The organism is Kocuria salina (assembly GCF_013368965.1).
GTDB classification, from domain to species: Bacteria; Actinomycetota; Actinomycetes; order Actinomycetales; family Micrococcaceae; genus Kocuria; species Kocuria rosea.
This window is the reverse complement of sequence record NZ_SSSF01000003.1, coordinates 196,496-210,231: the sequence shown is the minus strand read 5'-3', so window position 1 is coordinate 210,231 and position 13,736 is coordinate 196,496. Positions and strand designations below refer to the sequence as shown.

12 protein-coding genes are annotated in these 13,736 nt (G+C 75.1%); 7 read left to right on the top strand and 5 right to left on the bottom strand.

The annotated features are described in order from the left end of the window. Positions 1–80: 80 nt before the first annotated feature. The gene (locus E7Z53_RS07715; protein WP_035928947.1) at positions 81–1,406 is read left to right on the top strand and encodes a UDP-glucose dehydrogenase family protein; all 1,326 of its coding nucleotides are present in this window, start codon (positions 81–83) and stop codon (positions 1,404–1,406) included. Between the two features lie 96 nt (positions 1,407–1,502). Here the strand turns inward: E7Z53_RS07715 and E7Z53_RS07710 are convergent, their stop codons facing one another. Continuing rightward, positions 1,503–2,735: an aminotransferase class I/II-fold pyridoxal phosphate-dependent enzyme gene (locus E7Z53_RS07710; protein ID WP_176337511.1), complete on the bottom strand. Its 1,233-nt coding sequence runs from the start codon at positions 2,733–2,735 to the stop codon at positions 1,503–1,505. A 28-nt stretch (positions 2,736–2,763) separates the two neighbouring features. Then, entirely contained in the window at positions 2,764–4,101 is a 1,338-nt protein-coding gene (locus E7Z53_RS07705) for a wax ester/triacylglycerol synthase domain-containing protein (protein ID WP_176337510.1), read from the bottom strand. 83 nt (positions 4,102–4,184) lie between these two features. On the opposite strand from E7Z53_RS07705, the gene coaD reads away from it, so the two are divergent. The 6 genes from coaD (at position 4,185) to E7Z53_RS07675 (ending at position 8,575) form a co-directional block, all read left to right on the top strand. Further along, positions 4,185–4,652 (top strand): pantetheine-phosphate adenylyltransferase, encoded by a 468-nt coding sequence (gene coaD / locus E7Z53_RS07700; protein ID WP_031282901.1) that lies wholly within the window; start codon positions 4,185–4,187, stop codon positions 4,650–4,652. 170 nt (positions 4,653–4,822) lie between these two features. Then, positions 4,823–5,335, top strand: coding sequence for a YceD family protein (locus tag E7Z53_RS07695; RefSeq protein WP_165440247.1), 513 nt, complete (start codon positions 4,823–4,825; stop codon positions 5,333–5,335). A 2-nt stretch (positions 5,336–5,337) separates the two neighbouring features. Then, a complete protein-coding gene (rpmF, locus tag E7Z53_RS07690) occupies positions 5,338–5,541 on the top strand; it encodes a 50S ribosomal protein L32 (protein WP_031282896.1) in 204 nt (67 codons plus the stop codon). Positions 5,542–5,546: 5 nt separating this feature from the next. After that, a complete protein-coding gene (gene rnc / locus E7Z53_RS07685; RefSeq protein ID WP_017833173.1) occupies positions 5,547–6,245 on the top strand; it encodes a ribonuclease III in 699 nt (232 codons plus the stop codon). Positions 6,246–6,265: 20 nt separating this feature from the next. After that, entirely contained in the window at positions 6,266–7,207 is a 942-nt protein-coding gene (mutM, locus tag E7Z53_RS07680; protein ID WP_017833172.1) for a bifunctional DNA-formamidopyrimidine glycosylase/DNA-(apurinic or apyrimidinic site) lyase, read from the top strand. 324 nt (positions 7,208–7,531) lie between these two features. Beyond that, complete coding sequence (locus E7Z53_RS07675) at positions 7,532–8,575, top strand: NAD(P)-dependent alcohol dehydrogenase (RefSeq protein WP_176337509.1); 1,044 nt, start codon at positions 7,532–7,534, stop codon at positions 8,573–8,575. 102 nt (positions 8,576–8,677) lie between these two features. On the opposite strand, the gene E7Z53_RS07670 is transcribed toward E7Z53_RS07675, so the two are convergent. The 3 genes from E7Z53_RS07670 to E7Z53_RS07660 form a co-directional block, all read right to left on the bottom strand. After that, a complete protein-coding gene (locus E7Z53_RS07670; protein WP_017833170.1) occupies positions 8,678–9,853 on the bottom strand; it encodes an NAD-dependent epimerase/dehydratase family protein in 1,176 nt (391 codons plus the stop codon). Next, positions 9,850–12,537: an alpha/beta fold hydrolase gene (locus E7Z53_RS07665; RefSeq protein ID WP_176337637.1), complete on the bottom strand. Its 2,688-nt coding sequence runs from the start codon at positions 12,535–12,537 to the stop codon at positions 9,850–9,852. The genes E7Z53_RS07670 and E7Z53_RS07665 overlap by 4 nt, the downstream gene beginning before the upstream one ends. Before the next feature lie 134 nt (positions 12,538–12,671). Beyond that, positions 12,672–13,697, bottom strand: coding sequence for a 3-oxoacyl-ACP synthase III (locus E7Z53_RS07660; RefSeq protein ID WP_176337507.1), 1,026 nt, complete (start codon positions 13,695–13,697; stop codon positions 12,672–12,674). Positions 13,698–13,736: the final 39 nt, after the last annotated feature.

The window sequence follows — 13,736 nt, the reverse complement described above, 5'->3', positions numbered from 1 at the left end:
CGCTGGGCGCACCCCCTTTGACAAGATTCGACAGGCAGCATCGAGCCCGGGTCAGCGCCCGGGAGGAACGGAGGACGTCCATGAGGATCACGGTTCTGGGAACGGGCTACCTGGGGGCCACGCACGCCGCGTCGATGGCGGAGATGGGCTTCGAGGTGCTGGGGCTGGACGTGGACCCCGAGAAGGTCGACGCCCTGTCCCGCGGCGAGCTGCCCTTCCACGAGCCGGGCCTGGGCGAGCTGCTGCGCAAGCACGTGGGCACCGGCCGGCTGCGCTTCACCACGAGCTACGAGGAGGCCGGCGCCTTCGGCGACGTCCACTTCGTCGGGGTCGGCACCCCGCAGCGGGCCGGGAGCTTCGCGGCGGACATGCGCTACGTCGACGCCGCGGTCGGCTCCATCGCCGCGGCCGCCACGAAGGACTGCGTGATCGCCGGCAAGTCCACGGTCCCCGTGGGCTCCGCCCGCCGCCTGGCGGACCTGGCGAAGGCCTCGGCGCGGGAGGGCGTGGACGTGTCCCTGGTGTGGAACCCCGAGTTCCTGCGCGAGGGCTACGCCGTGGAGGACACCCTGGCCCCGGACCGGATGGTGCTGGGCTGTCAGGACCCGGCCGCCGAGGCCGTGATGCGCCGGGTCTACGCCCGGCAGCTGGAGGCCGGCGTCCCGCTGATCGTCACCGACTTCGAGACCGCCGAGCTCGTCAAGGTCGCGGCCAACGCCTTCCTGGCCACCAAGATCTCCTTCATCAACGCCCTGTCCGAGCTCACCGAGGCGGTCGGCGGGGACATCCGCACCCTGGCCGACGCGATCGGCCTCGACGAGCGGATCGGGCGCAAGTTCCTCAACGCCGGCGTGGGCTTCGGCGGCGGCTGCCTGCCGAAGGACATCCGCGCCCTGCGCGCCAGGGCCGCGGAGCTCGGGGTGGAGCAGTCGGTGCGCTTCCTCGCGGAGGTCGACGACATCAACGTCCGCCGCCGCGGCCACACGGTGGAGACGGTCACCCAGATGCTGGGCGGGACCGTGGTGGGCCGGCAGGTCGCCGTGCTCGGGGCGGCCTTCAAGCCGGACTCCGACGACGTGCGCGACTCCCCGGCCCTGGACATCGCCGCCCGGCTGCACTCGATCGGCGCCGAGGTGGCCGTCTACGACCCCAAAGCCAACGCCAACGCCGCCAAGCGCTATCCGCGCCTGGACTACGTGGACTCCCTCGAGGCCGCCGTCACCGGGGCCGAGGTCGTGGTGCTGCTGACCGAGTGGGCCGAGTTCAAGGCGATGACCCCGGAGCAGCTCGACCCGCTGGTGGCCGTCCCGCAGATCCTCGACGGCCGCAACGTGCTCGACCCCGACCGCTGGACCGCGGCCGGCTTCACCTACCGGGCCCTGGGCCGCCGGGCGAGCGCCGTCTGAGCCGCGGCGCGCGGGGCGGCGTCCCGCGCGCCGGTTCCCCGCCGCCGGGGAGCCGGCACGAGGGCGGGCGGCGAGCTCCCCGCCGTGCGGACCGGCTCAGCCGGCCAGCTGCCGCCCGGCCCGCTCCAGGACGTCCAGGCGCTTGCCGAACGAGAAGCGCATCCAGGACGCGTAGCGCTCCCGGTGCTCCGCGGAGGCGAGGGCCGGCACGGGCACGCCCACCACACCGGCCCGCTCGGCCAGCACCGGCGCCAGGTGCGCGGCGTCCTCGACCCCGTACCGCTCGCACAGGCCGCGGACGTCCGCCACGACGAAGAACGTGCCCTGCGGCTCGAACGGCTCGGCGCCCGCCGCGGCCAGGCCCCGCACGAGCACGTCGCGCCGCCGCCGGAAGTCCTCCGTGAGCCGGTCGTAGAACCCGCCCGGCAGGCCCAGGGCGGTGGCCGCCCCGATCTGCAGCGGCGTGGCGGCGCTGTGCGTGAGATAGGCCTTCGTGGCGCGCACCGGGCCCACGAGGTGCGCCGGCCCGCTGACCCAGCCCACCCGCCAGCCCGTGACCGAGAAGGACTTGCCCACGGAGGAGACGGTGAGGGTCCGCTCGAAGGCCCCCGGCAGCGCGGCGAGCGGCCGGTGCCCGCCGGCGTAGCGCAGGTGCTCGTAGACCTCGTCGGTCACCACCACGCAGTCGTGCTCGGCGGCGAGTCCGGCCACGCGGGCCAGGACGGCGTCGTCGAACACCGTCCCGGTCGGGTTGTGCGGGTCGTTGAGGATCACCATGCGGGTGCGGGGCCCGAAGGCCGCGGCGAGGCGGTCGAGGTCGGGGGAGAAGTGCGGCGGCTCGAGGGGGACCGTGACCAGCCGCGCGCCGGCGAACTCCACCACGGCGCCGTAGAGGTCGTAGTGCGGCTCGAACACGACCACCTCGTCCCCGGGGCGCAGGAACGCGAGCAGGCTCGCGGCCAGCCCCTCGGACGCGCCCACGGTCACGACCACCCCGGAGGCCGGGTCCAGGTCGATCCCGTAGAACCGGTGCTGGTGCGCGGCGACGGCCTCCTGCAGCAGCGGCAGACCCGCCACCGGCGAGTACTGGTTGCCGCCGCCGTGCAGTGCGGCCGCCGCGGCGTCGAGCATCTCCCGCGGGCCGTCGACGTCCGGGAAGCCCTGGCCCAGGTTGATCGCGCCCGTGCGCGCGGCCAGCCGTGACATCTCCTCGAAGACGGTCCCGGTGAGCTCCCCGGTGCCGGTCAGCAGACCGCCCCCGCGGGCCATCCGCTCCCACGGGGGGCCGGACGTGTGCGTGGACGGGACGGCGGCGTCGGTGGCATCCATGGCCGCCAGTCTAGGGTCCCGCGGCGGCTCAGGGCGGCGGCCCGGCGCCGAGCCGCACGAGGGTCCCGGCCAGCCCCTCGACGAACACCGGGAGGTCCGGCACCACGTCGGCGTCGGCCACCACGTCGATGCCCAGGGTCCCCGTGTAGGAGACGACGCCCACGGCGAGGGCCAGGTTGCCCTGCACGGCGCCGAGCTGGAACAGCTCGAGCACCGGTGCCCCCGCGAAGAGCAGGGGCGCCGCGGGGCCGCGCACGTTGCTGAGCAGCACGTTGACGAGCCGCTGCCGGTCCATGACCCGGACCATCCAGCGCTGGGCCAGGCGGCCGCCCGGCCGGTACGGCGGACGGGTCCGCTGCCGGGAGGTGGTGGCCGCGATCCGCCGCAGCCCGGCCACCGGGTCGGGCTCGTCGACGGGCACGGCCACGACGCGCACACCGGCCCGGTTGCCGCCGGCGGGGTCCCCCGCCGCGCGCACGGAGGCGGCCACCGACACCTTCAGCTCCGGCACGCCGGCCAGCTCGCCGCGCGCGGCCAGCAGCCGCCGGGCGCCGCCCGCCACGGCGGTGAGCACCACGTCGTTGACCGTCCCGCCGTGCCGGTGGGCCAGCTCCCGGACCGCCGCCAGGTCGGCGCGCACCAGCACCGCCCGGCGCCGCGCGCCCACGGGCCGGTTGAGGGACAGCGCCGGGGCGCGGCCCTCCGCGAGCGCGCCGCGGACCTGGGCCGCGGCGCCGAGCAGGCGGGCAGCGGCGCGGGCCGGAGTGCGGGCCGGAGCGCGGGCCGTGGCAGAAACGGGCGGCGGGCCGCCCGTCCCCGGGCGATCCGGCGCGTCCGGGGCGCGCGGGGCGCCGCCGGGCTCCGGATCGAACAGGGGCGCGAGCAGGGTCAGGGCCGCGAGACCGTCGGCGAGCACATGGTGCCACCGGATCAGCAGGCCGACCCGGCCGCCGGCGAGGCCGGGGAGCAGCCACAGCTCCCACAGGGGCCGGTCCCGGGGCAGCGGGACGGCGGCGATCCCGGCGCACACCCGGAGCAGGCCCTCCTCGTCCCCGGGCGGCGGCACCGGACGGCTGCGCACGTGCCGAGAGACGTCGAAGACCGGGTCGTCGAGCCACATGGGGCGTCCGCCCCCGGGGCGGACGAGCAGCCGGCGCAGCGGCCGGACGTCCCGGGTGCGCCGCTCGACGTGCTCCCGCACCTCCGCCAGCCGGACGCGCCCGCCGGCATCGAGCAGGGGACCGGCCTCCAGGAGGGCCAGGGCCGCGATGTGCATGGGCACCCCGCGCCGCTCCACGCGGAGGTTGGCCTCGTCCAGGGCGCTGATCCGCTCCCCGGTCCGCGCCCGGCGGCACTGCATGCCCATGTCGGTGCTCCGCTCTGGCCGGAGGACTCCCTCGTCCACCACGGTACGCCGCCCCGGCACGGAGCGCCCCTAGGATGGCACCCATGCACCGAGCGATCTGCCCCGGCTCCTTCGACCCCCTGCACAACGGCCACGTGGAGGTCGTCGCGCGCGCCGCGGCGCTCTTCGACGAGGTCGTCGTCGCGGTCTCCACCAACCCGCACAAGCGCTACCGCTTCGACGCTGACCGGCGGCTGGCCCTGGTGGCGGAGAGCCTCGCGGACGTCGCCGGCGTCGTCGTCGAGCCCATGGGCGCGGGCCTGCTCGCGGAGTACGCGGCGCAGCGGGGGGCGGTGGCCCTGGTCAAGGGGCTGCGCTCGGGCGAGGACTTCGAGTACGAGGTGCCGATGGCCACGATGAACCGCCACCTCACGGGGGTGGAGACGGTCTTCCTGCCCGGCGACCCCCGGTTCCTGCACCTGTCCTCGACCCTCGTGAAGGAGGTCCAGGGCCTCGGCGGCGACGTCTCCGGGTTCGTGCCGGCGCCCGTGCTGCGGGCCCTGCAGGGCTGAGCGGGCGCGGCCCGTCCCGGCGCGCCCGGACCCGGCCCGTTTGAGAACGCGCAGGGCGGCACGCTAACATGGTCTGTCGGTCAGAATTTCACCAGGAGTCAGTCATCAGTCGCGAGAACAGTTCGCCCCTCACCATCGGTGTCCGGGACCTCGAGCACCGCCCGGGGACGATGCGACGCCTGGAAGAAGTTGTGCCCGCGCCGGAGAACTTCGGCAACGCACTCATCGGCGCCCCGGAGGGCTCGGACATCGACCTGGACCTCCGGCTGGAATCCGTCCACGACGGGATCCTGGTGTCCGGCACGGCCGCCGTGGCCATCCACGGCGAGTGCAGCCGGTGCCTCGACCCGATCGACTACGATCTGGACGTCGACGTGCAGGAGCTCTACGTCTTCGACCCCGCCGCCGACGGCGGGGAGGACTCCGAGGACGACCAGATGTATGAAGTTCAGGACGAGACCATCGACCTCGAACCCATGCTTCGGGACGCAGTGATCACGCAGCTGCCGTTCCAACCGGTGTGCCGGGAGGACTGCCAGGGGTTGTGCGCCCAGTGCGGCGCGCGCCTGGAGGACGACCCGGGACACCACCACGAGGTTCTCGATCCTCGCTGGAGCGCCCTGTCGGGGCTGCTCGAGCAGGACACCTCGACCCAGACGACCGAACCGAGAGAAGAGAGATAGCCGTGGCTGTTCCGAAGCGGAAAATGTCCCGTGCCAACACCCGTGCACGCCGTTCGCAGTGGAAGGCGACCGCGCCCAAGCTGGTCAAGACCGTCGAGAACGGCAAGGTCACCTACAGCCTGCCGCACCAGGCGAAGGTCGTGACCGACTCCGCCGGCACCGCGCTGTTCCTGGAGTACAAGGGCCGCAAGGTGGCCGACGCCTGACCACGGTGACCTCCACCGCGACACCTCAGGACCTGCTGGAGCGTCTCGGCGTCGACATCGACGCCGGGACGCTTCGTCTTGCCCTGACCCACCGCTCCTACGCGTACGAGCACGAGGGGCAGGGCCACAACGAGCGGCTCGAGTTCCTCGGGGACTCCGTGCTGGGTCTCGCGGTCACCGACGAGATCTTCCACCGCTACCCCGACGACTCCGAGGGCAACCTCGCGAAGATCCGCTCGGCCGTGGTCAGCACCCGCACGCTCGCCGACCTCGCCCGGTCCCTGGACGTGGGCCCCCACATCCGCCTGGGCAAGGGCGAGGTGCGCACCAACGGGCACGAGAAGGCCTCGATCCTCGCCGACACCATGGAGGCGCTGATCGGCGCCGTGTACGTGAGCACCGGCCTCGACGCGGCCCGGGCCTTCGTGCTGCGGCTCGTGGTCCCCCTGCTCGAGGACGGCTTCGTGATGAGCGAGGGCCGGGACTGGAAGACCGAGATCCAGGAGCTCGCGGCGGCCCGCGCCCTGGGCCCCGTGCGCTACGCCGTGGAGGGCACGGGCCCCGACCACGACCGCCGCTACGAGGCGCACGTGCTCGTCGGCGGTCAGGACCACGGCACGGGCACCGGCACCACCAAGAAGGAGGCCGAGCGCTCCGCCGCGGCGCAGGCCTACGCGACCCTGGTGGCCCGCCGCGGTGGCTGAGCGCACGCCCCGGAGCGCCCGTGCCTGAGCTGCCCGAGGTCGAGGTGGTCCGCCGCGGGGTGGAGCGCTGGGTGGTCGGCCGCCGGATCGAGTCCGTGCAGGTCCTGGACCCCCGCTCGGTGCGCCGCCACGAGCCCGGCCCCGTCTCCTTCGGCCACGAGCTCGACGGCGCGGTCGTGGCCGACGCGGTGCGCCGCGGCAAGTTCCTGTGGCTGCCGCTGACCGGGGCGGACGGCGCCCCGCCGCAGGAGGCGCTGCTGGTGCACCTGGGGATGAGCGGGCAGCTGCTGGTCAAGGACGCCGGGCTGCCCGACGAGAAGCACCTCAAGGTGCGGCTGGGCCTGTCCGAGCGCCCCGGCACCCCGGCGGAGCTGCGCTTCGTGGACCAGCGGATCTTCGGCGGCATGCTCCTCGACCGGCTCGTCCCCACCGACGACGGCGCCCCGGGCGGCCGCTCGGCCACGGGCGTCCCGCTGGTGCCCGCCCGGGCCGCCCACATCGCCCGGGACCCGCTGGACCCCGCCTTCGACGCGGAGCGCCTCCACGACCGGCTGCGCCGGCGCCGGACCGGGCTCAAGCGCGCGCTGCTGGACCAGGCGCTGGTCTCCGGGATCGGCAACATCTACGCGGACGAGGCCCTGTGGCAGGCGCGCCTGCACTGGGCGCGGCCCACCGACACGCTCCGGCGGCCCGAGACGCTGCGCCTTCTCGCGGCCGTCCGCGAGGTCATGGACCGCGCGCTGGCGGCCGGCGGGACGAGCTTCGACTCCCTCTACGTCAACGTCAACGGCGAGTCCGGCTACTTCGCCCGCTCCCTCTCCGCCTACGGCCGCGCCTCCCTGCCCTGCCCGCGCTGCGCGGAGGAGGGGCGGAGCACCCTGATCGTGCGGGAGCAGTTCATGAACCGCTCCTCCTACCGCTGCCCGGTCTGCCAGCGCACGCCCCGCAACGCCCGGTTCTGAGACCGGGCCCCGGGCGGGGCACGGGGGGCGCCGGTCCCCGGCGGCCCGGAATCGATCAGCTTCCTTTCCAACTTCCTGCGCGTGTAGGCTCGTCGAGGACGTGCGGCTCGCCATGATCCCGTCGGGGAAGACCCCGCGCCGGCCCCGCACCGTCCTCCACCCTCCGTGGCGGCCGCCCCTGCGGTCGCGACCCCCGGTCACCGCCGGCACCAGGAGCCGCACCCGGTTCCGGAGGCCGCCGTGCGCCCGGGCGGGCGCCCCCTTCCGCCGCACCCGCACTGCTGCACGCACACTTCTGCACCCACACCCTCCGAGGAGCACCTCTTGCGCACCGTCAACGCCTACGCCGCCCCGTCCGCCGGCGCACCGCTGGTCCCGACCACTCTCGAGCGCCGGGACCTCGGCGCCCACGACGTCCTCATCGAGATCAAGTACGCCGGGATCTGCCACTCCGACCTGCACACCGTCCAGGGGGACTGGGGCCCCCAGCAGTACCCGCTGACCCCCGGGCACGAGATCGCCGGGATCGTCACCGAGGTCGGCGCCGGCGTCACCCGCCACGCGGTCGGCGACCGGGTCGGGGTCGGGTGCATGGTCAACTCCTGCGGCGAGTGCGCCAACTGCCGGGCCGGCGACGAGCAGTACTGCCTCGACGGCGCCGTGATGACCTACGGCGCCGAGGACCGCGACGGCACCGTCACCCAGGGCGGGTACTCCACCCACGTGGTGGTCGCCGAGGACTTCGTGCTGCGCATCCCGGAGGGCATCGAGCTCGACGTCGCCGCGCCCCTGCTGTGCGCCGGCATCACCACCTTCTCCCCGCTGAACCACTGGAAGGCCGGCCCCGGCAAGAAGGTCGCCGTCGTGGGTCTGGGCGGGCTGGGGCACCTGGGCGTGAAGATCGCCCACGCCATGGGCGCGGAGGTCACGGTGCTCTCCCAGTCGCTGCGCAAGAAGGAGGCCGGGCTGGCCCTGGGCGCCGACGCCTACTACGCCACGAGCGACCCGCAGACGTTCGAGGAGCTGGCCGGGACCTTCGACCTGGTCCTCAACACGGTCAGCGCGAAGATCGACCTCGACGCCCACCTGTCGTTGCTGAACGTCAACGGGGCCATGGTCAACGTCGGCGCCCCGGCGGAGCCGCTGGACGTCAACGTGTTCTCGCTGCTGGCCAACCGCCGCACCTTCGCCGGGTCCATGATCGGCGGCATCGGGGAGACCCAGGAGATGCTCGACTTCTGCGCCGAGCACGGGGTGGGCGCCGAGATCGAGGTCATCTCGGCCGAGCAGATCAACGAGGCCTACGAGCGGGTGCAGAACTCGGACGTGCGCTACCGGTTCGTGATCGACACCGCCACGCTGGTCTGATCCCCGGCCCCGCGCACCCCCGGGGCGACCGCACGTGCGGCCGCCCCGGGGGTGCGCCGCGCGCAGACCGCCGACCGGCCCGCCGCCCGACGCGGCGGGGGATCAGCGGGCGGCGGTGGACCCGGTGGCGGGCATCGGGGCGTCGTGGGCGCCCAGGGGGTGGGTCCGGTAGTACTCGGCCAGCCGCGCCATGCCCTCCTCGACCGTCACGGACGGCGTCCAGTCGAGCACCTCGCGGGTGCTCTGCTGCTCGAACCAGTGGGCCGTGGACATCTGCTCGGCCAGGAAGGCCGTCATCGGCGGCTCGTCCGCCCCCGGGCGGACCGCCCACACCTTCTCGATGACCGTGCCCGCGAGGCGGGCCAGGACGCCGGGGACCCTGCGCGTGGGCGGCTCCACGCCGGCCGCCCGGCAGAAACCCGCCACCAGCTCGCCCACGGTGCGGGGCTGGCCGTTCGTGACCACCAGCGCCCGTCCGTGCGCCCACTCGATCCGCTCCAGCGCCCGCACGACCGCCTCGGCCGCGTTGTCCACGTAGGTGGTGTCGATCAGGGCCGCCCCGTGGTCCAGCAGCGGCAGCCGCCCCTTCGCGGCGCGGTCGACGATCCGCTCGACCAGCTGGGTGTCCCCGGGGCCCCACACGATGTGCGGGCGCACGGCCGTGACGCGCATCCCACGGCCGTCGGCCTCGAGCGCGAGCAGCTCGGCCGCGGCCTTGGACCGGGCGTAGTTGCCGCGGGCGTGCACGGGGTCGGCCGCCCGGGCGGGCTCGCCCACGATGGAGTCGCCCGTGTGGGCGACCGACGGCGAGGAGACGAACACCACGTTGTCCACGCCGGCCCGCCGCGCGGTCTCCAGGACCACGCGGGTGCCGGTGACGTTGGTCAGCACGAACTCGTCCCAGTCCCCGGCGAAGGAGACCTTGGCGGCGAGGTGCACGACGTCGTCGACGCCCTCCATGGCCCGCGCCACGGCGTCCGGGTCCGTGACCGAGCCCAGGACCTCCTCGACGTTCGGCTGGTCGGCCAGCGGCGCGTGCCGGCGCTGGAGCAGCCGGACCGTCCAGTGGCGGGCGGCGAGCAGCCGCGCCACGTGCTCCCCGAGCATCCCGGAGGCGCCGGTGACGAGCACCGTCCGCCCGTCGCCGGACAGCTCCTGCCGCCCGCGCTCCACCTCGTGGCTGCCGGTGCCGGCCGGCGGGGCGCCCTCCGTCACGGAGGCGTCGTAGGCGGGGACCTTGTCGTCGTGCGTGCCGTCCTGGCGGTGCTTGCCGTTCACGGGTTCCTGATCCTTCCTCCGGCCAGGGCGTACTCCGCCCATCCGGCCAGCAGGGCTCGGTCGATCTTGGAGTTGTGCCGGATGTCGGTGGGGTGCTCGGGGACCACGAGCACGGCCGCGAGGTCCAGGCCCGTGGCCTCGCGCACGGCGGCGCGCACGGCACCGGAGAGCAGCGGGTCGGCGGGGCCCGGGCGCGGGGCCGCCGGGACGGTCTCCACGACGGCCACGGGCACCTGCGTGCCCGCCGGGCCGACCCCGACGACGGCGGTGCGGCCGACGCCGGGCACGGTCCGGGCCGCGTGCTCCGCGGCGACCGGCGTCAGCACGCCGCCGGCGGAGACGATGACGTGGGCGAGGCGGCCCTCGACCCACAGCCGCCCGGCGGCGTCGAAGTGCCCGACGTCCCCGGTGCGGTGCCAGCCGGGCAGCTGGGTGCTGAGGTGCTCCGTGTACCAGAGCCGGTCGTAGCGGTCCTTGACGTGCGGGGCGCGGGCGACGATCTCGCCGGTGACCCCGGGCTCGGTGATGATCCCGTCGTCGGGGACGCCGTCCGGGCCCAGGGCGGTGACCCCCAGCTCTGCGCCGTGCACGGCGGTGCCCACGCACACGCCGTTGCCGGCGCCGGCCACGGCGGATCCCGCGCTGTCCCGGCCGGCCTGCCGGATGGTCCCGAGGGTCACGTCCGTGAGGGGCAGCCCCTCGGTCATCCCGTAGGGGGTGTGCAGCGTCGCCGCGGGTACGAGCTCCTGCAGCTGCTCCAGGAGCGGCTCCGGGAGGGGTGCCCCGGCCGAGAGCACGAGCTCCACGAGCTCGAGCGCCCGCCGCTGCCCCTCGTCGAGCTCGTGCCGGGTCGCGAGGACGTTGGCGATCGCCGCGGGGGAGAGGAACACGGCCGTGGCCTGGATGGCCGAGGCGGCGTCGGCCAGGGCGCGGGCGGTGAGGGTCTTCGGCGCGGTCACGTCCATGTCCGGGGTCACGGACGTGGTGCCCATGGCGGGTCCCAGCAGCGCGAAGGGCGCGAAGCCCGCCACGAGCCCCGTGCCGGCGGCGAGCCCGTACGTGCCGCGCACGGCGTCCCGCATGGCGGAGAGCTGGCGGTGGGTGTAGACGACGCCCTTGGCAGGGCCCGTGGACCCGGAGGTGAACAGCACCGCGGCGTCCGCGTCCGGGTCCGGGGCGGGCAGGTCGGCGCGCGGTGCCGAGTCCAGCAGCGCGGGGACGTCGTGCGCCACGCCGAGGGCCCGGCGGGACACGGGGTCGAGGGCCTCGAGCGAGATCCGGGTGCCCGGCCAGCCGAGGGCCCGGCCGGCGACGAGCGCCCTGCGGATGCCCACGAGCCAGGCCGGGGCGGCCCCCCGCAGCGCCCGGGTGAGGCCCTTGGGGCCGAGTCCGGAGTCCGCCACGACGACGACGGCGCCGATGCGCAGGCACGCGTAGAGCAGCGCGGTGAGGTCGGAGCCCGGCGGCACCATGAGGCTCACGCGGTCCCCGGGGCGCACCCCGATGCCGGTGAGCCCCGCGGCGAGGCGGTCCACGCGGTCGGCGAGCTCCGCCCAGCTCAGGCTCGCCCGCACCGGGGCCGCGTGCGCCCCCGCGCCCGCGTCCCCGGAGGCGGGGGCCATGTCCACGACGGCGAGGCCGAGGTCGGCCCGCCGCGCGTCGAGCTCCGCGGGGAAGGGGACGTGCTCGCCGCGGGAGACGGCGCGCCGCTGCAGGTGCAGCTCGCGGCGGCGGGGGCCGGGGCCGAAGCGGTCCGCGAGCCAGGCCAGCACCGGCATCGCGACGTCCCGGTCCTCGGGCAGCAGGTGCAGGGCTCCCTCGTAGCGGTGGACGTCGGCGTGCGGCATGCGGCGCACGAGGTCCTGCAGGTAGCGCTCCTGGAACACGGGGTCGCCGATGCCCCACAGCAGCAGGGCGGGGACCTCGCGGGCGGCCACGCCGGCGGCGATCTGCTCGTAGCGGGCGTGCGAGGGGTGGTCCGGGGCGGCCGGGATGTCGGCCACGAAGTTGCGGATCGCCTCCCGCCGGGCGCGCGTGGCGTAGGGCGCCCGGTAGGCCGCCCGCACCTCGCGGGACAGGGACGGCTCCGCCAGTGCCAGGGCCACGTCGAGGAAGCTCGTGGTCCGCTCGGTGAGCAGCCCGTGCGCGGCCGGGGCCAGTGCCAGCCGCAGCGAGGCGGGGATCCGCTCGGCGTTGTCGTGGTGGACGGCGGTGTTGGTGAGGATCGTGGCGCGGTGGACGTCCTGGTGCTCCAGGGCCCAGCCGGAGGACACGAGCCCGCCCCAGTCGTGGGCGAGGGTCACCACGGGGGCCTCGCTCGCGTCCAGGCCGAGCTCGGCCGTGAGGTCGCCCAGATCGCGGACCCGGTCGTCGAGGCGGCGGAAGAGCCCGGTCCGCTCGGAGAACCCCATGTCGAGCTGGTCCACGGCGATCACCCGCCAGGGGTTCGCGGGGTCCGTCCCGGCGGCCAGCACGTCGCGCCACAGGTAGGACCAGGTGGGGTTGCCGTGCACGGCGAGGACCGTGCCCCGCGGGGTGAGGCCGGCGGCCTCCAGGGAGGCCGCGTTGTCGAGGACGTGCCAGCGGCGCCGCCGGCCGGGGACCGGCTCCACGGGGGCCGTCGAGGCCACCGTGACCGTGCGGGACCACGCCGGGTCCACCCCGGGCAGGGGGACCTCCGTCATGGGCAGCCGCGCCGCGTCCGGCCCTCCGGGCTGCTGGGTCGTGGACGGTCGTGTGCGTGCCATGGTCGTGGGGCTCCTCGAGGGTGCGTCTCGTGCGGGGTGTCTCGGGCGGGCGCGGCGTCAGCGCCGGCGGTTCACCAGTCGATCTCCATGTAGGTCGCGTTGAGCCCGGAGCCCACGCCGAGCAGCAGCACGCGCTCGTCGGGCCGGAGCCGCTCGGCCTCCAGGGCGAGGGTCATCGGCAGCGCGGCGGCCGCGACGTTGCCCCAGAACGGGAAGGTCAGGGGGAACTTCTCCGGGTCGATCCCGACGTCCTGGAACAGCTTGTTGGTGTGAGACATGGAAACCTGGTGGCCGATGTAGCGGTCCATGTCCGCCCAGTCCCAGCCGTCCTCGTGCGCGTCGTGCCACGCGTCCGCGAGCAGTCCCACGCCGTGCTTGAGCAGCCCCGTGGCGTCGGTGTACATGCCGTCGAAGCCCCCGATGCACAGCCCGTGGTGCTCGGTCGCGGACCGGGTCACGGACCCCGCGATGCGGTGGCCCTCCGGGTGCCGGTCGGCGGGGCCGACCACGGCGGCGGCCGCGCCGCAGCCGAGGGTCAGGGTGGCGAACTCGCGCACCACGTCCGCCCGGGTCACGTCCGGGCCCTGCAGCCGCTCGTACGTCTCGCGGTGCCAGGGGGTCGGGTCCTCGCCGGCGACGACGACGGCGTAGTCGATCGCGCCCGCGTCGATCATCGTGGACGCGATCGTGAGCCCGTTGACGAAGCCCAGGCACGCGTTGGTGACGTCGAAGTTGAGGGCGGAGGGGGCCAGGCCGAGCCGGTGGTGCACGGACACCGAGACCGCGGGCTCGTAGCCGTCGCGGGTCACCGAGGCGTTGATCAGGAGCCCCACCTGGTCCGGGCGCACGCCCGCGCGGGCGAGGGCCGCCTCGCCCGCCTCCACGGCGCCGTCGGTGAAGTGGCGCCCGGGGGCCCAGACGCGCCGCTCGTTGACGCCCGCGAGCCGCTCGAGCAGGCCCTTCGGCATCTTCAGCCGGGCGAACGTGTCCGCCAGGACCTCGTCGGCGTGGGACGAGGGCACCACCTCGTCCGCCTCGACCTTGGTGATGGCCAGGAGGGCGGGGTTGCGGTGACGGATCGAGGAATTACCGGTCAAGGTCTCTGGCTTTCGTTAGGGTCTCGCCGACGCCCCGGC